Source organism: Pseudoxanthomonas sp. CCNWLW251 (assembly GCF_037402255.1).
GTDB lineage: Bacteria > Pseudomonadota > Gammaproteobacteria > Xanthomonadales > Xanthomonadaceae > Pseudoxanthomonas_A.
Map to the genome: position 1 here is coordinate 331,922 of NZ_JBBEGA010000001.1, position 19,604 is coordinate 351,525.

The following is a 19,604-nucleotide window of genomic DNA, read 5'->3' on the forward strand; positions in this document are numbered from 1 at the left end:
TTTCGTAGGGTGGGCCTTGGCCCACCGTCGTTGACGATCTATGGCGGGCCTGGGCCCGCCCTACGCGTTACTGGAGGATCCTGATGATGCTGTCGGCATACCGCTGCAATTGCTCCAGCGAGACCCACTCGTCCGCCGTGTGCGCCTGGGCGATATCGCCGGGGCCATAGACGAAGGCGGTCAGACCGGCGGCGGAAAACAGCGACGCCTCCGTCCAGAAGTCGACCGCGTTGCCGATCGGCAGGCCGAGTTCATCGGCAAGATCCCGTGCAGCCAGGCGACGTTCCTCTGCACGGGCGACATCGCCGGACGGCAACGACGGACCACGGAAGGTCTCTTCGTATTCGGCCAGCGCATCGGCATTGGCGAAGCTGCGGAAGGTCGCATGCAATTCGTCCATGTCCTGCGACGGCAGCGGGCGGAAGCCGAAGCGCACCTCCGCACTGGGCGCGATCATGTTGGCCTTGATGCCGCCTTCGACCCGGCCGATGTTGAAGCGCAGGCCGGTCAGCCCGCCGAAACGCAGGTGGTGCTGGTCCTGCACGAAATCCAGTGCCGTGGTACCCCAGCGCATGGCGTTGTGCAGGGCGCTGAGCGAAAGCGCGTTCTCTGCGGACGCATGCCCGGCCTGGCCCTTGAATGCCATGCGGACGGCACTGATGCCACGATGCGCCAGCACGGCCTCGCAGCGCGTCGGCTCCGCGATGATCGCCTCGCCGAAGCCATGGTCGCGCGCGAGGAAGGCGGCGATGCAACGCGCATCGTTCGCTTCCTCGTCCGTCGTGAACAGGAACGCGGCGTCGCCCTTTGTCACCTGCGCGGCAGCGACCAGTGCCGCGGCAGCACCCTTGATGTCGCAGGCGCCCAGGCCAATCGCGCGATCTCCCTCGATGCGCAGCACGTGCGGGCTCGCACTCCACGCGGGCGAGGACGGCACCGTGTCCAGGTGCACGTTGAACACGCGCTTCGGCTGTCCGCGCACGGCGAAGAACGACACCGCGCCAGCGCCGTGATCGGTCACCTCGATGAGGAAGTCCGGCAGTTGCGCACGCAGGTAGTCGAAGATCCCGTCCGTACCGATGTCGCGCGGGGGATTGCGGGTATCGAACGACACCAGCGCTTCCAGGTGCTTGAGCGTGGTTGCAAGCAAAGTCATGCGGTCTTCGTCTCGGCGTAGATATTCGGGTGCAACACTTCCATCAGCGTCTGCGGCTTGGCCGGCGCCACGAAGCCGTACGGCGCGTACAGACCGTGCGCGTCGGAGGTCGCCAGCATGAACCGGCGCAGCCCCTGCAGGTGCGGGTGCGCCATGATCTCGGCGACCAGCTGCTTGCTGTAGCCGCGACCACGATGTTCCGGCAGCACGAATACGTCGGCCAGGTAGGCGAACGTCGCGAAGTCGGAAACGACCCGCGCAAACGCCACCTGCCCGACGCCTTCAACGTGACCGCCGAAGCACAGCGAGCCTGCGACAGCGCGCGCCACCGTTTCCTCCGGGATGCCCTGGCTCCAGTAAGCCTGGGTCGAGAGGAAACGATGGATCAACGGCAGGTCCAGTTCCGCCTTGTCCGTGCTGACGCGCATGGCGCTCATCGACACGTTCCGGTCAGCGGTTGATCTCGGCCCACAGGGTCGAGCTCATACCGAACAGCTTGATGAAGCCTTCGGCCTCCTCGACGCCCCAGTCCGCCGACTGCGCATAGGTCGCGCCCTTGGCGTTGAGGATGTGCGGGGACTTCACCGCCACCGCGTCCACACGACCACCGCGGGTTTCCAGCACGACCTCCCCGTTGACGGTGGCCTGCGAGGACTGCAGGAACGCTTCCAGATCGGCCTTCAACGGGTCGTGGTAGAAGCCTTCGTACACCAGTTCCACCCACTTGCGCGCGATCTCGGGCTTGAAGCGGTTCTGCTGCTTGGTCAGCACGGTCTCTTCCAGCGCGCGGTGCGCGGCCAGCAACGAGATCAAGCCCGGGGCTTCGAACACGATGCGGCCCTTCAGCCCGATCACGGTGTCGCCGGTGTACACGCCACGGCCCACGCCATACGGCGCGAACAGCGCGTTCAACTTCGCCAGCAATGCGGCGCCGCCGATGGCCTGCCCGTCGAGGCTGACCGCTTCACCGTTCTTGAAGCCGACCGTGACACGCAACGGTTCCACCGGCCACTCGGCGCGCGGCGCGCACCAGCCGCGGGCACCCTCACCGGGGGCCTCCCACTTATCGATCTCGCCACCGGACATGGTCAGGCCCAGCAGGTTCTCGTTGATGGTGTAGCTCTTCTGCTTGGCGCGCACGCCGAAGCCGCGCTCTTCCAGATAGGCCTGTTCGTAGGCGCGGGTCTGGGTGTGTTCCTTCTGGATCTCGCGGATTGGCGCCACGATGCGGTAGTCGCCGCTGGCCTTCACCGCGAGGTCGAAGCGCACCTGGTCGTTGCCCATGCCGGTGCAGCCGTGCGCGATCGCGTTGGTGCCCAACTCGGCAGCGCGCTTCAGCGCCGCATCGACGATCAGGTAGCGGTCTGACACCAGCAGCGGGTACTGGCCCTGATAACCCTCGCCCGCCCACACGAACGGCTTGACGAAGCCCTCCCAGATCGCCGGGCCGCCATCGACGGTGACGTGGCTGGCCACGCCCAGGTCGGCGGCGCGCTGTTCGATGTAGGCGCGCTCTTCGGCATCCACGCCGCCGGTGTCGGCGAACACGGTATGCACGTTCCAGCCGCGCTCCTTCAGGTAAGGCACGCAGAAGCTGGTGTCGAGGCCGCCGGAAAAGGCGAGGACGATGTCTTTGGATTCGTGGGGGGTCGTCATCTTGAAGTCTCGTAGGGTGGGTCTTGGCCCACCGGGTTGGTGTGTCGTGTCGGAGCGGCGGGCCGAGGCCGGCCCTATTTGATCAACGCGGCCATGATGGCCTTCTGCACATGCAGGCGGTTTTCGGCCTCATTGATGGCGATGCACCGCGGCGAGTCCATCACGCCGTCGGTGGCCTTCACGTTGCGGCGCAACGGCAGGCAGTGACTGAAGACGCCGTTGTTGGTCAGCGCCATCTTCCGCTCGTCCACCATGAAGTGCTTGTACTGGTCGCGGATCGGCTTTTCGGGCTCCCAGTTGCCGAAGAACGGCAGCGCGCCCCAGCTCTTGGCGTACACGACATCGGCGCCTGCATAGGCGCTGTCGATATCGTGGCTGACGGTCAGCGAACCGCCGCTTTCGGCCACGTTCTGCTCGGCCCAACCCATGTAGCGCTCATCGAGCACGTAGTCCGGCGTCGGGCACAGCAGGGTGACGTCCATGCCCAGGCGCGTGGCGATGGTCAGCGCCGAGTTGGCCACGGCGGTGTTCAACGGCTTGGGGTGGTAGGTCCAGGTGAGCACGTACTTCTTGCCGCGGAGATCCGACGTGCCGAAGTGTTCCTGCAGCGCCAGCGCATGGGCCAGTTCCTGGCAGGGGTGGGTGATCGTTTCCATGTTGATCACCGGCACCGGCGAGTACTTGGCGAAGGACTTCAGCACGATGTCCTCGCGGTCGTAGGCCCAGTCGACGAACTTCGGGAACGCGCGCACCCCGATCAGGTCCACGTAGCGGCCCAGCACCTTGGCCACCTCTGCAATGTGCTCCTCGGTGTCGCCGTCCATCACCGTGCCTAGGTTGAACTCGATGGGCCATGCGTCCTTGCCCGGCTGCAGCACCACGGCATGGCCACCCAGCTGGAACGCGCCCAGCTCGAAGCTGGTGCGGGTACGCATGGACGGATTGAAGAACACCAGCGCGATCGACTTGCCCTTCAGCGCGTCGCCCAGCTTGTGCTGCTTGTACAGCGCGGCCTGCGTCAGCAGTGCGTCCAGCTCGGTGCGACTCCAGTCCTGCGTGTTCAAGAAGTGCTTCATTACGGCATCCTGGTTTCGGGAATGTGGCAAAACGGGTTTCAGAAACGAAAAAACCCAGCCTCTGGCTGGGTTCCGGTGAACAGGCGAAAACGTCCGGGGGACCCAGCTAGATGCAGGATTCCGGTCGACGCGCACGCGACGTCATGCTCGAGGCCTGGCGGGCCGCGCTGTCAGCATGGGCGTGTGCGTTCATCTTCATGGGCGCGAATGCTCGCATGTGCTGCGGCGCGGCGCAAGACTTCTTTCGGCGGGTGCAGGATCAGGGCGTGCTGGCCGATGACTGCAGCGGTGACGTGTAAGGCGCCACGGAAACCCGGATGCGCAGGCGATTGCCAGGATCCTCGGCCAGCCGCGAACGGTACTTCACGCCCTTGTAGATGTAGTCCACATCGTAGGCGATGGGCCGCTGGAACTCGCGCTCGACGGGCACCATGCGGCAGTTGACCTTCACCGTCGGGACCGGCGGCGCCACCGGCGGCTCCGCGGCCTCATCACCGCCGAACCACCCGCGCACGGAGCTGACCACCCTGGACCAGCGACTGTCTTCCTCGACCGGTTGCTCGGGCTTCGGCGCCGGCACTTCGTCACACCGCTGCTCGGTGCGGCTGGCCCGCAGGGTCTGGTACACCGGCTCCACGCTCAATACCTGCGCATAGTCCAGGCGAACGTTCTCCGCCGGGATTACCCGCTCCTGCGCCATGGCGGACATGGCGAACAGCAGGCAGGACAGGAAAAGGGCGGAGCGGAGGCGGTGCATGTGGCCTGAAAGTGGTATCCCGGTGTCACAGTTTAGGGGCCGCGCCTTGAGTGGGGCTGAACATCGGCGCCAAGCAGCCTCACCGACCCCCCATCCCGGCACAGAAGGTAGAATCGACCGGCTCTCCCCTGCCCCGCTTCCATGACCCTGCGCCTGCACAACAACCTCACCCGCCGGGTCGAGGAATTCGAACCTCTCGGCCCCGTCCCCACGATGTACGTGTGCGGGCCCACCGTCTACAACTACGTCCATATCGGCAACGCCCGCGGGCCGGTTGTGTTCGGTGTGCTGGCCGCGCTGCTGCGCCGGCGCTATGGCGCGCTGCGCTACGCGCGGAACATCACCGACGTGGACGACAAGATCAATGCGGCGGCGAAGGAACTCGGCGTGGCGATCTCGGCCATTACCGACCGCTACGCCGATGCCTACCGCCAGGACATGGCGGGCCTGGGCGTGACGGGTGAATTCAGCCCGGACATCGAGCCGGCTGCCACGGCGCACATCCCGCACATCATCGCGATGATCGAACAGCTGATCGCGGGTGGTCATGCCTACGCTGCGGAAGGCCACGTGCTGTTCTCGGTCGGCAGCTTCCCGGAGTACGGCAAGCTCTCGCGGCGCGATCCGGAAGAGATGCTGGCTGGCGCGCGCGTGGAAGTGGCGCCGTACAAGCGCGACCCCGGTGATTTCGTGCTGTGGAAACCGTCCACCCCGGATCTGCCGGGCTGGGAATCGCCGTGGGGTATCGGTCGCCCCGGCTGGCATATCGAGTGCTCGGCGATGGCTGCCGCCCACTTGGGCGAGACCATCGACATCCATGCCGGCGGGGTGGACCTGCAATTCCCGCACCACGAGAACGAAGTGGCCCAGAGCGAGTGCGCGCACAAGCACGCCGACGGTTCGCACAAGACGTTCGCGCGTTTCTGGCTGCACAACGGCATGCTCAACTTCGGCGGCGCCAAGATGAGCAAGTCGCTGGGCAACATCGAGAAGGTGCACGACCTGTTGCAGCAGCATCCGCCGGAGGCGCTGCGGTACGCATTGCTGTCGGCACACTACCGGCAGCCGCTGGATTGGTCCGAGGCGCTGGTGGAGCAGTCGAAGAACACGCTGGACCGGCTGTATGGGACGCTGCGGGATCTGGTCCATGTCGATGCTGTTGCGGTGACGCCGCAGGTCATCGAGGATGCACTCGACGATGACCTCAATACACCACTCGCGCTCGCCGAGATCGCACATATCGCTTCAGAAGCTCGCCGTCACTTGGAACTTGTCAGCCAAGTCAACAGAGTCCGGATCGGAATCACCCCTGATCGACGGATCTCGGTTGCTGACGTGGAAGCTCACGCTACCCTCTTGAAGTTCATAGGCATTGCCTTGCCAGAGACCGGCAGTAAAGGGATGGTCGACGCCGCTGCGTTGGGGCAGGTGCTTGATAGTTGGATTAGCGAAAACGCCACGCCTCAAAAGTTGGGCCAACTGAAAGCCGAACTGCTCGGCGCCGGCCACGTCCTGGGCCTACTCCAGCAGGATCCGGCCGAATGGTTCGCCCGCGGCACTTCGTCCGACGACGACGCCCGCATCCAGGCGCTGATCGACGAGCGCGCGGCCGCCAAGAAGTCCCGCGACTTCGCCCGCTCCGATGCCATCCGCGACCAGCTGGCGGCCGAAGGCATCCTGCTGGAAGACACGCCGCAGGGCGTGCGCTGGAAGCGGGCGTGAACTGCTGTTCCCTTCTCCCGACGGGAGAAGGTGGCGCGAAGCGCCGGATGAGGGTCCGGCGACGTCAGGACGCCGGCACCTAACGGACGCCGCCGCGCCCTCACCCCAACCCTTCTCCCGATGGGAGAGGGGCTTCTGAACCAGGCTCCCCATCTCCATGACCAACACGATCTTCCCCCTCGAACCCACCGCCGCCGAGGCGCAGGCCGCCATCAAGGACGAATTCGCCTTCTTCGGCGACTGGTCCGAACGCTACCAGTACCTGATCGACCTGGGCCGCAAGCTGCCTGCGTTCCCGGATGAGTGGAAGCGGGAGGAACACCGCCTGCTCGGCTGCCAGTCGATGGTGTGGATCGTGCCCGAGGGCGACGCGGCGAAGCTCGATTTCCATGCCGTCAGTGATTCGGCCATCGTGTCCGGACTGATCTTCCTGGCCTTGCGCGTGTATTCGGGGCGGTCGGCCGACGAAATCCTGGCCGCCACGCCCGATTACATCGCCGACATCGGCCTGGCCAAGCATCTCTCGCCCACGCGCAGCAACGGCCTGGCGTCGTTGCTGGCCTTCATCCGCGAGACGGCCGCCAACGCAAAGTGAGCGAAGCCGGGTCCCGCTCCGCCTTTTCGCTGCTGCGCAACCGCGGCTACTCCGCGGTACTGGCCTACCGCATCTGCGCATTGTTGTCGTACCAGATCGTTGCGGTCACGGTCGGCTGGCATATCTACGAACTGACCCGCGATCCATTCTCGCTGGGCCTGGTCGGGCTGGCCGAAGTCCTGCCGTTCTTCTGCGTGGCGCCGTTCGCCGGTTATCTGGTCGACCACCTGCCACGACGACGGATCGGCATGGTCGCCTGCGGCGCACTGGCGACCACGGCGGTGATCCTGGTGGCAGTCTCTGCGGGTTGGCTGCCCTTCCAGGGGACGTGGCCCATCTACGCGGCCATCGCGCTGACCGGCATGGCGCGTTCGTTCCTCAGTCCGGTCTACAACGCCCTGTTCGCCAAAGTGCTGCCGCGCGAGGACTTCGTGCGTGCCGCAGGTTTGGGCAGCGTGATCTTCCAGGCCGCGCTGGTCACCGGCCCCGCGCTGGGCGGGCTGCTGGTCGGTTTTGGCGGCAAGACGCTGTCGTACGCGATGGCGGTGGTGTTCGCGCTGATGGCGGCCACGGTGCTCGCGCGGTTGCGCGTGGAAGAACCGGGGCCGCCGGCGGTCAGCCTGCCCGTGTTCGCCAGCATCGCGCAGGGCGGGCGCTTCGTACTCGGCAACCAGATCATGCTGGGGGCCATGGCGCTGGACATGTTTTCAGTGCTGCTGGGTGGCGTGGTGGCCATGCTGCCGGCTTTCATCCACGACATCCTCCACTACGGACCCGAGGGCCTGGGCATCCTGCGCGCGATGCCGGCGGCGGGCTCGGTCTGTGTCGGCCTGTGGCTGGCGCGCCATCCGCTGCAGAAGCACGCGGGGCGGGTGCTGCTGTTCGCGGTGGCCGGCTTCGGCCTGAGCGTCATCGCCTTCGGCCTGTCGCGCAGCTTCTGGCTGTCGGCGGGGATCCTGCTGTTCTACGGCATGTGCGACGGCGTTTCCGTGGTGGTCCGCTCGACCATCCTGCAACTGTCCACGCCGGACGAGATGCGCGGGCGGGTGTCGTCGATCAATGGCATCTTCGTCAGTTCGTCGAATGAACTGGGCGCGTTCTACGCCGGCACGATGGCAAGAGTGCTGGGGCTGGTGCCTGCCGTGATCGTGGGCGGTTTCGCGATCCTGTCCGTCGCCGGGTTCACCGCGTGGAAGGCGCCGAGGCTGCGGCGGCTGGACCTGCGCGACCTGCAGTAGCCGGCAGCGTTTCCGCCGGCCACAAAAACCCCGCCGAAGCGGGGTTTTCAGTATGCGGACGAAGCCGGGCTCAGTCGCCCTGCTGCTTCTGCATGTGTTCCCAGCGTTCCTGGGCATCGATGGTGCGCTCGGCGGTCAGACGAGCTTCCAGGCGATCCAGGCCGATTTCTTCGCCGGTATCGACGCAGTAGCCGTAGTCGCCACCCTCGAGCCGCTTGAGCGTGCTGTCGATCTTGCCGATCAGCTTGCGGTAGCGGTCACGGGTACGCAGTTCCAGCGAGTTTTCGGTCTCGCGGGTCGCGCGCTCGGCCTCATCGCCGATGTCGCGGACTTCATCCTTGAGGTTCTCGATGGTCTGCTTGGATTCCTCGACCAGGTCGGCACGCCACTGCAGAAGACGTTGGCGGAAGTACTCCAACTGCAGCGTGCTCATGTACTCCTCGTCAGGCGAGGGCTTGTAGCCGGTCGGCACGATCGGGCGACCGGTGGCTTCATCGGTCTTGTAGGGCACTTCTTTCACCTTGCCGCGCACGACCGGCGCCGCAGGCCGGGCAGCCACGGCCACCGCAACCTTGCCCACGGGACGGGTGGCGGCGGGACGGGGACTCACGGGGGCTTCGACGGAGGTAGAGGCTTTGGCGTTCTTGGTAGTCGGTTTCGGGACTGGCACAGGCTTCGGGGGGGACGGAACCTTGGCGGCGGGCGCCGGGGCCGGGGCAGCCGCCTTGGGGGCGGGAACCGGCACGGGAGTCTTGGTCGCAGCCGCGGTGGGGGCGGACTTTGCCGGAGCCGGCTTCGGTGCGGGCTTCGGTGCGGGTTTGGGAGCGGGCTTCGCGGCCTTGGCCGGCGCCTTCACTGGAGCCGCCTTGGCGACGGGCGCCTTGGTGACCGGTGCGGGCGCAGGCTTCCTGGCAACTGCGGGCTTGGTTGCCTTGGCAACCGCTTTCTTGACCGGTGCCGCCTTCTTGGCCACCGGCTTGGCGGCCGGTTTCTTCGCCGGCGCCACTTTCTTGGCGACTGGCTTCTTGGCAGCAGGCTTCGGCGCCGCCTTCTTGGCCACCGGCTTGGGGGCCGGTTTCTTGGCGACAGCCTTCTTCACGACAGGCTTCTTGGCGACGGTCTGAGCGGGTTTCTTGGCGGCCTTGGCGGCCTTCTTCGCAGGTTTCTTTGCAGCCACGAACAGCGCTTCCTTGTTCTTCCCGAGCATCGGGAAAGCGCGCTTTTATAGCCTACCCGGGAGGCAGCGGCAACCCGACGCGGTATCATCGGGCCATGCTCGCCCGCCTGCTCATCCTGCTGCTGAAGGGCTACAAGCGCTTCATCAGTCCGCTGCTGGGGCCTCGCTGCCGCTTCGTGCCCTCCTGTTCGGAGTACGCCATGGAGGCCATCGGCCGCTTCGGCCCGCTGAAGGGCGGCTGGCTGGCGGTGCGCCGAATCGGCCGCTGCCACCCCCTCCACCCCGGTGGCTATGACCCGGTCCCTGCCCGGGACAGCGCCGACCTCCCCCACTCCTGCACAGGAAACCACTGATGCCCGCCACCGTCATCGTCAACGCCCGCCTGGTCAACGAAGGCCGCGTCACCGAGGGTGACCTGCGCTTCGAGAATGGCCGCATCGCCCGCATCGCCGCCGAGATCGTGCCCCAGGGCGGCGATACCGTCATCGATGCCGCCGGCCGCTGGCTGTTGCCGGGGATGATCGATGACCAGGTGCATTTCCGCGAACCCGGCATGCCGCACAAGGGCGACATGGCCACCGAATCGGCAGCGGCCGTGGCGGGAGGCCTGACCACGTTCATGGACATGCCCAACACCAGCCCGCCGACGCTGGACGCCGCGGCGCTGGAGGACAAGTACCAGCGCGCCAAGGGCCGCGCCTGGGGCAATTACGGCTTCTACATGGGTGCCAGCAACGACAATCTGGACGCGATCCGCACCCTGGACCCGAAGACCGCGCCCGGCATCAAGGTGTTCATGGGCGCCTCCACGGGCAACATGCTGGTCGACAACCCCGACACACTGGACGCGATCTTCCGCGAGGCGCCCACGCCGATCATCACCCACTGCGAGGACACGCCGACCATCGACGCCAACCTGGCCGCGTTCCAGGCCAGGTACGGCGATGCCCTGTCGGCCGAGCACCACCCGGACATCCGCAGCCGCGAGGCCTGCATCAAGTCGACCCGCCTGGCGATGTCGCTGGCACGCAAGCACGGCACCCGCCTGCACGTGCTGCACATCTCCACCGCCGACGAACTGGCGTTGTTCACGCCCGGCCCGCTGGTGCATGCGGACGGCGCGCGCAAGCGCATCACCGCCGAAACCTGCATCCATTTCCTGCGCTTCGACCGCGCCGACTATGCGGCGCTGGGCAACCTGATCAAGTGCAATCCCGCCATCAAGGACGCCAGCGACCGCGAGGCGCTGATCAAGGCACTGGTGGACGATGTCATCGACGTGCTGGCCACCGACCACGCGCCGCACACGCTGGAAGAAAAGGAAAAGCCGTACGCGCAGGCACCGTCCGGCCTGCCGCTGGTGCAGTACGCGCTGGTCGCCGCGCTGGAACTGGTGCACGAAGGCCGCATGGATGTCGCACGTGTGGTGCAGAAGTTCGCGCATGCGCCCGCGCAATTGTTCGACGTCAAGGAGCGCGGCTATCTGCGCGAGGGTTACTTCGCCGACCTCGTGCTGATCGATGACGAGCCGTTCACCGTGAAGCGTGAGGACGTATTGTCCAAGGTCGGCTGGTCGCCGTTCGAAGGCCGCACGTTCCGTTCCCGCGTCGGCGCCACGTGGGTCAATGGCCGCATGGTCTGGAACGGTGAGCACCTGGTGGGCACACCCGTAGGCCAGCGCCTCGAGTTCGCGCGTTGAAGCTGGCGGTCGCGGCGCTGCTCGCCGCTGTCTGTGCCGGCTGGATTCCCCTGGTCGCAGCGCAGGATGCAGCGCCCGCCGCTCCCGTGTCGCAGGAAGAGCGTGTGGTGTTCCCGGCCAGCGTGTCGCAGGGTTCCCTGGTGTTCGGCAAAGTCCCGCCGGGCAGCCAGGTGCGGTATCGCGACCGTCTGCTGCGCACGACGGGCTATGGCACCGTGGTGCTTGGCGTGGGCCGCGATGAAGCCGGCCCGCTGCAGGTCTCGGTCACCACGCCCTCCGGCCGGAGCGAATCGGTCGACATCACCGTGACCCGGCGTGACTGGCCGGTGGAGAACGTCAACGGCGTGCCGCCCAAGACGGTCAATCCCCCGCCGGAGATCGCCGCGCGCATCCAGCGCGAACAGGCACTGGTCACCGCGGCGCGCGCACGCGACGACGAGCGCGCCGACTTCGCCCTGCCCTTCCAGTGGCCGGTGCAGGGCCGCATCAGCGGTCGTTTCGGCAATGCCCGCGTCTACAACGGCCAACCCGGCGCAGGGCACTCCGGCATGGATATCGCCGCCCCCAACGGCACGCCCGTGAAGGCGCCCGCCGGCGGCGTGGTGACCTTCGCCGCCCCCGACCTCTACCTGACCGGCGGCACGCTGTTGCTGGACCATGGCCATGGCATCAGCTCCAACTTCCTGCATCTGTCGCGCATCGACGTGAAGGTGGGGGATCGTGTGGAACCGGGCCAGGTGATCGGTGCCGTCGGTGCGACCGGGCGCGCGACGGGGCCGCATCTGCATTGGGGGATGAACTGGTTCGACATCCGCATCGATCCCCTGCTCGTCCTCGAGCGCGGAAAGTAGACGCCAACGTTCACCACCCGGGCGCGTTGCGACGCGTCACGACCGGCGGTCGCCCTCTGTTTCAGGAGGCGCGGTTCGACATCCGCATCGATCCCCTGCTCGTCCTCGAGCGCGGAAAGTAAACGCCAACGTTCACCACCCGGGCGCGTTGCGACGCGCCACGACCGGCGGTCGCCCTCTGTTTCAGGGGGCGCGGTTCGACATCCGCATCGATCCCCGGCTCGTCCTCGCGCGAGGCGGCTAGAGTCGACCGAGGAAACGACTGGCAGGACTGTCCGCCAGATCACGCGGGCGGACCAGCTTGGGATTCGGCCGGCCGACATCGGGCCAGGCGGCCTCAAGCAGCGCGTCAGACGCCTTGAACGTGTCCGCGCCGGCATGCGTCAAGCCCAGTTGCGAACGCAGGGCGGCGATGGATGCATCCAACGCCGGATCGTCCAGTTCCAATGCATCGACCGTATCCCAGACCGGCAACGCCCCGACGACAGTCTCGGCGCCGACTGCATTCTGCTCCAGCGTCTTGTGCTTGGGCTTGAGCATTTCCCGTACTTCTTCCTGCAGTTTTCCATAGTCGACATCGGGGAACGGCAGGTCGCTGGGCTCGCCAGGCACGATGGGGCGTGCGAGGCGGCCCGCCGGCAGCGCATCGCAGTCGGCAAAGGCCCGGTACGCGAACTCGCTGCACAACATCCTGCCGGAATCGGCGCGGATCGCATGTTCGGTGGCCTCCCGGATGAGCCAGCGCAACCAGACCGGCAGGTGCCGCGGCTTGCCTCGCAGCGCAACCAGCAAACCGATCGTCACCAGGTCGTCCTGCGCGAACGTCGTGCCAATCAACGAGCGCGCGTGGCGGAGGACCGTCGCGCGATCTTCCACGCCCAACGGCGTGCCGTCGGCGGCCAAGGACCGATAGGCGTCGACGAAGACCACCGGCCCCCCGGGCGACAGTCGGGCGGCCAATGGACTTTCCTGGACTGCCGGACGGATGCCCTCGATCAGCAGGCCGTTGTCCGATACCAGCGACACATGGCTGTATGGACTGTCCCCGAACCACGCGATCAGCTTGGAAAGCTGGCTCTTGCCCAGCATCAGCAGCAGATCGCCGATCTGCAGTTGCTCCACGGGAAAACGTACGGCGGCGGCTTCCTGGTTCACTCAAGCATCTCCGGGTTGCGGGGAAAGGTCGCCTGTCACGCGATCACGGCCTGCGGACTTGCTGGAGTACAGCGCCGTGTCCACGCGCTCCAGCAGGCGTTCAAAGGTTTCGCCAACGCCCAACTGCGCCACGCCCAGGCTGAGGCTGGTATCGATCACGCGACCGTCGATGGTCAACGGCCGGTTGTTCACTGCTTCGCGCAGGTGTTCGGCCACGATCAGCGCGTCATCAAGTGCGGTGCCGGGCAGGATCACCAGCATTTCATCGCCGCCGTAGCGCCCGAGGAAATCATGCTTGCGCAGCTTCCCGCGGGTACGGGTAGCCACGAGCCGCAGGCTCTGGTCGCCCACCGGATGGCCGTGCTCGTCGTTGATCCGCTTGAAGTGGTCGATATCGAAGAACACCACCGACAGCGGCGTGCCACGCACGTGTGCGAGCTCCACTTCGCGCTGCAGTTGCTCGATGATCGCGGTGCGCGACAGCACGCCCGTCAGCATGTCCACGGCGGCGATGCGACTGGCGCGGTCACGGTCGCGGCGCAACTGCTGCATCTTGTCGGCCAGGCCGACCGTCAGTACCAGACCGGCCAGCGCGAAGCCGAGCGGGAACGCATGTATCAGCCAGGCGGGCCCCACCCACCAGCCGAGCAGTTCGCCCACGCGCGCGGCGGTAAGCGAGATCATCGGGAGCCATGACAGCAGCAGGAAGAACGCCGGGCGCTCGTTGCGCAACGCACCCCGGACGCAGGCCAGCAGTACGCAGGCTGTCGCCACCAGCAATATGAGATTGCCCGCGCGGGGAACCAGCAGGCTGGTACTCGCCAGGGAAGCGAGCATCAGGCCGCCCAGCAGCACGTTGCATGCGCGCAGCACGCGCGCGAGAACGGGGCTCCAATGCGCCAGATCCAGATAGAAGGCGAGGAAGGTATTGCTGGCGATCACCGACAGCATGCCGGCTATACGGGACATCCGCGGGTCCGCACCCAACGCATGGCCGAAGACCTCGATGCTGCGCAGTTCGCCGCCCGCAAGCGCGAGGAACAATGCCTGCGAAAGCAGGGTCAGCGCCAGGAATCCGTAGCTGCGCTCCCCCAGCCCGATGCAGAACCCCAACGCCAGCACCGAGAGTACGCACATCGCACCCAGGACCATCGCCCGCCATGCCACGTGTTCCAGGTCCTGTCGATGGACATCACGCAAGGGCTGGATCGACAGCGGCATCGGCGTGCCCCCCACCGAGATCACCCGCAGGTAGAGGGGCTGGCCGGCCCGGACACCTTCCGGCAGCGGGAACGCCAGCGCACGCGCCGAGAACGCGAGGTCGGCGTCTGCGCCGAACAACGCGCGCACGACCGGCGGGCCTTCACTGGTCCAGAGTTCCATCCGATTCTGGTACGGCGCGCGCACCACCAGGTGCGGTTGCAGGCCTGCATCCACGTCCACGGGGCTGACGACGCGCCACCAACGGGGCGACGTCTGGGATTCGAAGATCACGCCATCGCGGGCGGCGGCGGCAAACTGCGCATCCACTTTGCCGGACACGACATCGCGCGCCGGCGGATCGGCGTCGAGCCGGGCCAGCGAAAGCGTTTGCGCGGTGGCGGGCATCGCCCACCCGATCAGGCAGAACCAGAGCAACCAGTCTCTGGCCAGGCGCCGTGGATTCCCCATATCCATTCCGCCGAGCGGTCAGCGACCGAGCTTAGCGCGGATCAGGCCATAAATGTGAAGTGGCGCCGGCCTTGCCGACTGGCGGCCTCAGTCGTTGCTGCCGCTCACGCGGGCCACCGCGTCGTGCGGGTGCAGACTCTCGTAGTGCGCCACGGTGGCATCGTAACGGGCAATGCGGGCGTCACCTGACAGCACCGACGCCACGCGACGCGCGGCGTCTTCGCAGAACATGAGGTTCTCGGCATTGAGGCGTGCAAAGGCCTGCTCATCCACGCGCTTGACTGCGGTCTGCACCGGGGTGCCGAGCGCGGCTTCGATGGCGTCGATCAGGGCGACAAGGGGCAGCTCGTCGAACTGCGGGCGCAATTCCACCCGCATGCTGGCCCGGCTGCGCTGCGCGTGCGGCGTGGCGGCCAAGCCGCGCTCGGAGGCCAGCCAGTCGTGCACCACATTGACCGACAACGGATGCGCAGCGGCGAAATCTCCCGCAAAACGCTCCGCGTTGGCCTGCCGCGACAGCGCCGCCGAAGCCGGACAGGTGCTGGAATACTCGACGGCAAACGACAACGCCAGCACCAGATGGCCGTCGGCCAGCGTGGCTTCGATTTCGACCGGGTAGCGCTTCCAGCCGGCATAGTCGCTTTCCAGCGCCTTCCGCTGCAGTAGTGCTTCGTAACGGATCTTCAGGCGGGCGCTGGTTGCCAGGCCGGCCTGCGACGCCACGCTGTCCTGCAGCAGATGTCGCAGGCCCGCAGGCGTGATCGTTTCACGCGCCAGTCCGTCCTGCAGTTGCAGGTAGAGGCGCGACATGTGGATGCCGCGCGCATCCGCGTTGGCCAGGTTCACCGACAGGTCGATGCTGGCGGCCACCTGCAGCTGCCCACCCTGACCGTCCGCGATGCGGACCGGCAATGCGATGTTCTCCATGCCCACCCAGTCCAGCGGGCGGGCCAGGGGCACGCGCTGGTGAGCGACATCGGGAAGGTCGGCGCGGGGCGCCTGGGGAAGCGAGGAAGACATCGTCATGCACGGGGGGACTGGATGCCGCGCATTGTACCCCCTGCCCTGAATCCCCAGATGAAACAGTCCGTTACGACCGTTTCCTGCGTCTATCGCCACGATATGCGATGCCTTCAATCGCCGCGTGCCGCACGCCAGCCGGTGAGCAGGAGCACGGGGCGCGAAGGCAACGGGGCGGGCGCGCCCAGTCGGGACAGACGTTCCAACCTGCCCCGCGCATACGCAGCGAAAACGCGGCGCTCGCGGGCACCCGCCCGCCCGCCCTGCCAACGTCGCAGGACCTCCGCGGCCCACCCTCGCACGGCAGCGGTGTCTTCTTCCCGCCGGAACGCCATCGGCACGGCCGCGACGCCCCCATCGGCCAGGCTCATGGCCAGCACCTGCGCAACGACCGCTTGCACGTCCGGCGCACGCCCCAGCACGTCGGCCTCCACCGCCGCCACGGCTGCGCCGTAGCCTGCCAGCGCCGCGAATGCCTCTTCGCTCCCAGCCTGCGCCCCACGTGCCGCCGGCAGCGCGGGCAAGGCATCGGCCAATGAAGACCATGCGGCCCGCACAGGCTCCAGCCTGCGGCCAAGCGGATGCCGCGAACGTTGTCCGCTCCAGCCGCGCAGTTCTTCGCCCCACCATGCCAGCTTCGCGTCTGCGGGCAGCGGATCGCCACTGACATTAAGTGCATCGTCGAATTCCTGCAGCAGCGCGAACCACGCCACCGCCGTCTCGCGGCAGGCGGGCGCCACGAAGATCTCGCCCACCGACCACTCGGGCCAACGCGTGCGCCATTTTTCAAGGAAGCTGTCGAGGGCGGCGGAGTCGGACATCGCGGATACGGTGTGGGAGCGACGTCAGTCGCGATGAAGTTGCAGGGAAAGGCCAGGCAACCGCGCCCGGATGAACGCCATCATCGGCCGCTCGCGACTTACGTCGCTCCCACCAGGCGATGGAAGAAGGGCCATGCGGCCGGCTTGAGGAGGTCCGCCGGCTGTTCCAGCATCACATCCGCCCCCCACGCCGCCGGCACCTCGTGCGCCTGGCGATAGCCCCACAGCGCCGCGATCGACGGCATGCCCGCCGCGCGCGAGGCCTGGATGTCGCGCTCGTCGTCGCCCACGTAAACGCAGTCGGCGATCGCGATGCCGATGCGCTCGGCGGCTACCTGCAAAGGCAGGGGATGCGGCTTCTTTTCCGCCAGCGTGTCGCCTCCGATCAGCACGGCACACCGCGTCTCCCAGCCCAGCTGCGGCAGGATGTCGCGGGCCAGGTACTCGGGTTTGTTGGTCACGATGCCCCACACGCTGCCGGCCTGCTCCAGCGCTCCAAGCATGTCGGCGACACCATCGAAGAGGAGACTGTGGCGACCGAGCTCTTCCTGGTAGATCGCCAGGAATTCAGGCACCAGCGCCTCGCGCGGACCCTGCTCCATGGCGGGGAAGGCAGCGGCCAACATCGCGCGCGCACCCTTGGATACGTGCGGCCGCAGGGTATCCAGTGTCATCGCATCGACACCGCGCGATGCGCGCATCCGGTTCGCGGTGGCCAGCATGTCCGGCGCGCTGTCCAGCAGCGTGCCGTCCAGGTCGAACAGCGCGGCGCGCGGGAATCCCCGCGCCGTCACGGCTTCACCGCACTGGCTAGGTAGTTCACGTCGGTGCGCGAGGTCAGCCGTGCGCGCTGTCTCCATGGTTCATAGGCCAGGCCGGTGACGTCCTGCAGCTGGAAGCCCGCATCGCGCAACCAGCGTGCCAGTTCTGCCGGGCGGATGAATTCCTTGTAGTGATGCGTGCCTTTCGGCAGCAGCCGTGCGATGTACTCGGCGCCGACGATCGCCAGTGCGAAGGCGGCCGGCGTGCGGTTCAGCGTGGACAGGAACAGGTGTCCGCCGGGCTTCAGCAGCGTGTGGCAGGCGCGGATGATGGAAGCCGGATCCGGCACGTGCTCCAGCATTTCCATGCAGGTGACCACGTCGAAACTGCCGGGACGCTCTTCGGCCAGCGATTCGACGGAACGCAGCTGATAGTCCACCTGCACGCCCGATTCCAGCTTGTGCAGGCGCCCCACCTTCACCAGCTCGGGTGCCAGGTCGATCGCGGTGACATGCGCGCCCTCGCGCGCCAGCGCTTCGCTCAGCAATCCCCCGCCACAGCCGACATCCAGTCCGGTGGCGCCCGGCAGACGCGCACGGTCACGCACGTACTGCAGGCGGACCGGGTTCAACGCGTGCAGCGCCTTCTGCGGACCATCGGGGTCCCACCAGCGGTTGGCCAGCGCGCCGAACTTGTCGAGTTCGGCCTGGCTGAAATTGTCGTCGAGGGGCGAAGTCGTGGTTGTCATGCCGCCATTGTAGAGCGGGCTGACCCCGCGAGGCGCCAATTCCGTCGTCCCAGCGAACGCCGGGACCCATCTTGCTCTTGCTTGGAGCAGCATCGGGAACAGCAAACACAACGTCCGCATGGATCCCAGCGTTCGCTGGGATGACCCTTTCAAGACAGCCGGATACCCGCGATCCGTTCACGCCACTGGCGCGCGTTGGCGATGACGCCGTCGATGTCCATCTCGACCAGCACGCGCTGCCGCAGCTTCGCCTTGCCGGCGATCCACACATCGCTGACCTGCTGGCGGCCGGTGGCATAGATCAGCTGCGACACCACGTGGTGCAGCGGCTGCGTCTCCAGCGCGGACAGATCCACGCAGACCAGGTCGGCCTCCTTGCCCGGTTCGATCGAGCCGATGCGGTCGTCGAACCCGATCGCCTTCGCGCCGCCCAGCGTGGCCGCGCGCAATGCACTGAACGCGTCCAGTGCCGCGGCATCCTGCGCCACCGCCTTGGCCAGCAGCGCTGCCGTGCGGGTCTCACTGAACATGTCCAGATCGTTGTTGCTCGCGCAGCCGTCGGTGCCGACCGCCAAGGTCACGCCTGCACGCTCCAGGGCGCAGGCCGGACAGAAACCGGAGGCGAGCTTGAGGTTGGATTCCGGGCAGTGCACGACGCTGACGCCACGCTCGGCACAGAGGTGGATCTCGGCCTCGGTGAGCTGGGTCATGTGGATGGCGATCAGGCGGTCGTTGACCAGCCCCAGCCGGTCCAGCCGCGCGATCGGGCGCTGGCCGTGCTTTTCGATCGACTGCTCCACTTCCTGCGCGGTCTCGTGCAGATGCAGGTGGACCGGCACGTCGAGCTGATCGGACAGCATGCGTACACGCTCGAAATTCGCGTCGTTGACCGTGTACGGCGCATGCGGGGCGAACGCGGTCGCGATCAGCGCATCGTCCCGCCACTGGTCGTGCACTTCGCCGGCCTTCTCGAAGTACTCGTCGTCGGATGCCGCCCATGCCGTGGGGAAATCGATCACCGGCAAGCCGACACGGGCACGGAAGCCATGGCGCTTGTACGTCGCGGCCTGCACATCGGGGAAGAAGTAGTTCTCGTTGACGCAGGTCGTGCCGCCGCGGAGCATCTCGGCGATCGCCAGGGTGATGCCGTCGGCAACGAAATCCGGGCCGATCACTGCACCCTCGATGGGCCAGATGTGCTGCTGCAGCCAGACCTTCAGCGGCAGGTCGTCGGCGACGCCGCGCAACAGCGTCATCGGGTTGTGGGTGTGCGCATTGACCATGCCCGGGATCAACGCGGCATCAGGTCGCGCTACCGTCTCGCGCGGCGCGAAGCGGGTGCGCGCTTCGGCGAGCGGGAGGATCGCGACGATGCGGCCGGCGGTGACGGCGACCGCGTGGTCTTCCAGCACGACCCCGTGCGGGACGACCGGCACCACGAAGCCGGCTTCGATCAACAGGTCGCAGGCTTCGGGGGTGCGGTCGCTCATGGGGCCTCGG

19 protein-coding genes are annotated in these 19,604 nt (G+C 66.9%); 6 read left to right on the forward strand and 13 right to left on the reverse strand.

What is annotated here, in order from left to right; genetic code table 11:
- Window positions 1-67 precede the first annotated feature (67 nt).
- The 5 genes from WBN46_RS01500 to WBN46_RS01520 all read right to left on the reverse strand — a co-directional run bounded on the left by WBN46_RS01500 (window position 68) and on the right by WBN46_RS01520 (window position 4,645).
- Window positions 68-1,156: an acetylornithine deacetylase gene (locus tag WBN46_RS01500; RefSeq protein WP_337730027.1), complete on the reverse strand. Its 1,089-nt coding sequence runs from the start codon at window positions 1,154-1,156 to the stop codon at window positions 68-70.
- Window positions 1,153-1,593, reverse strand: a complete 441-nt coding sequence (locus tag WBN46_RS01505) for a GNAT family N-acetyltransferase (RefSeq protein WP_337730028.1) — start codon at window positions 1,591-1,593, stop codon at window positions 1,153-1,155. The genes WBN46_RS01500 and WBN46_RS01505 overlap by 4 nt, the downstream gene beginning before the upstream one ends.
- Before the next feature lie 13 nt (window positions 1,594-1,606).
- Window positions 1,607-2,812, reverse strand: a complete 1,206-nt coding sequence (locus WBN46_RS01510) for an argininosuccinate synthase (RefSeq protein WP_337730029.1) — start codon at window positions 2,810-2,812, stop codon at window positions 1,607-1,609.
- Window positions 2,813-2,886: 74 nt separating this feature from the next.
- A complete protein-coding gene (locus WBN46_RS01515; protein ID WP_337730030.1) occupies window positions 2,887-3,888 on the reverse strand; it encodes an N-acetylornithine carbamoyltransferase in 1,002 nt (333 codons plus the stop codon).
- A 259-nt stretch (window positions 3,889-4,147) separates the two neighbouring features.
- A complete protein-coding gene (locus WBN46_RS01520) occupies window positions 4,148-4,645 on the reverse strand; it encodes a hypothetical protein (protein WP_337730031.1) in 498 nt (165 codons plus the stop codon).
- 141 nt (window positions 4,646-4,786) lie between these two features.
- Between WBN46_RS01520 and cysS the strand changes: the two genes are divergently transcribed.
- The 3 genes from cysS (at window position 4,787) to WBN46_RS01535 (ending at window position 8,200) form a co-directional block, all read left to right on the forward strand.
- Window positions 4,787-6,367, forward strand: a complete 1,581-nt coding sequence (gene cysS, locus WBN46_RS01525; RefSeq protein WP_337730032.1) for a cysteine--tRNA ligase — start codon at window positions 4,787-4,789, stop codon at window positions 6,365-6,367.
- 157 nt (window positions 6,368-6,524) lie between these two features.
- Complete coding sequence (locus WBN46_RS01530) at window positions 6,525-6,962, forward strand: SufE family protein (protein WP_192200909.1); 438 nt, start codon at window positions 6,525-6,527, stop codon at window positions 6,960-6,962.
- Entirely contained in the window at window positions 6,959-8,200 is a 1,242-nt protein-coding gene (locus tag WBN46_RS01535) for an MFS transporter (RefSeq protein ID WP_337730033.1), read from the forward strand. The genes WBN46_RS01530 and WBN46_RS01535 overlap by 4 nt, the downstream gene beginning before the upstream one ends.
- A gap of 70 nt (window positions 8,201-8,270) precedes the next feature.
- On the opposite strand, the gene dksA is transcribed toward WBN46_RS01535, so the two are convergent.
- Window positions 8,271-9,377 (reverse strand): RNA polymerase-binding protein DksA, encoded by a 1,107-nt coding sequence (gene dksA, locus WBN46_RS01540; RefSeq protein ID WP_337730855.1) that lies wholly within the window; start codon window positions 9,375-9,377, stop codon window positions 8,271-8,273.
- Window positions 9,378-9,472: 95 nt separating this feature from the next.
- Here dksA and yidD point away from each other — a divergent pair, with 95 nt between their 5' ends.
- From yidD to WBN46_RS01555, 3 genes are read left to right on the forward strand one after another with little or no spacing between them, the layout of a single operon-like run.
- The gene (gene yidD, locus WBN46_RS01545; protein WP_337730034.1) at window positions 9,473-9,730 is read left to right on the forward strand and encodes a membrane protein insertion efficiency factor YidD; all 258 of its coding nucleotides are present in this window, start codon (window positions 9,473-9,475) and stop codon (window positions 9,728-9,730) included.
- Window positions 9,730-11,076, forward strand: coding sequence for a dihydroorotase (locus WBN46_RS01550; RefSeq protein ID WP_337730035.1), 1,347 nt, complete (start codon window positions 9,730-9,732; stop codon window positions 11,074-11,076). Before yidD ends, WBN46_RS01550 begins: the two co-directional genes overlap by 1 nt.
- Window positions 11,077-11,120: 44 nt before the next feature.
- Window positions 11,121-11,927: a M23 family metallopeptidase gene (locus WBN46_RS01555; protein ID WP_337730856.1), complete on the forward strand. Its 807-nt coding sequence runs from the start codon at window positions 11,121-11,123 to the stop codon at window positions 11,925-11,927.
- Window positions 11,928-12,167: 240 nt separating this feature from the next.
- Here the strand turns inward: WBN46_RS01555 and WBN46_RS01560 are convergent, their stop codons facing one another.
- The 7 genes from WBN46_RS01560 to WBN46_RS01590 all read right to left on the reverse strand — a co-directional run bounded on the left by WBN46_RS01560 (window position 12,168) and on the right by WBN46_RS01590 (window position 19,594).
- Window positions 12,168-13,082: a hypothetical protein gene (locus tag WBN46_RS01560; protein WP_337730036.1), complete on the reverse strand. Its 915-nt coding sequence runs from the start codon at window positions 13,080-13,082 to the stop codon at window positions 12,168-12,170.
- Complete coding sequence (locus WBN46_RS01565; protein WP_337730037.1) at window positions 13,083-14,759, reverse strand: diguanylate cyclase; 1,677 nt, start codon at window positions 14,757-14,759, stop codon at window positions 13,083-13,085.
- An 81-nt stretch (window positions 14,760-14,840) separates the two neighbouring features.
- Window positions 14,841-15,779, reverse strand: coding sequence for a GTP cyclohydrolase FolE2 (gene folE2 / locus WBN46_RS01570; RefSeq protein WP_337730038.1), 939 nt, complete (start codon window positions 15,777-15,779; stop codon window positions 14,841-14,843).
- Between the two features lie 107 nt (window positions 15,780-15,886).
- Window positions 15,887-16,594 carry a phytoene/squalene synthase family protein gene (locus WBN46_RS01575; protein WP_337730039.1) on the reverse strand — a complete coding sequence of 236 codons (708 nt, stop codon included), beginning with the start codon at window positions 16,592-16,594 and terminating at the stop codon, window positions 15,887-15,889.
- Window positions 16,595-16,692: 98 nt separating this feature from the next.
- Window positions 16,693-17,388 (reverse strand): phosphoglycolate phosphatase, encoded by a 696-nt coding sequence (locus WBN46_RS01580; RefSeq protein WP_337730040.1) that lies wholly within the window; start codon window positions 17,386-17,388, stop codon window positions 16,693-16,695.
- Window positions 17,385-18,104 carry a bifunctional 2-polyprenyl-6-hydroxyphenol methylase/3-demethylubiquinol 3-O-methyltransferase UbiG gene (gene ubiG, locus WBN46_RS01585; protein ID WP_337730041.1) on the reverse strand — a complete coding sequence of 240 codons (720 nt, stop codon included), beginning with the start codon at window positions 18,102-18,104 and terminating at the stop codon, window positions 17,385-17,387. The genes WBN46_RS01580 and ubiG overlap by 4 nt, the downstream gene beginning before the upstream one ends.
- A 149-nt stretch (window positions 18,105-18,253) precedes the next feature.
- Window positions 18,254-19,594, reverse strand: coding sequence for a TRZ/ATZ family hydrolase (locus WBN46_RS01590; protein ID WP_337730042.1), 1,341 nt, complete (start codon window positions 19,592-19,594; stop codon window positions 18,254-18,256).
- Window positions 19,595-19,604 lie beyond the last annotated feature (10 nt).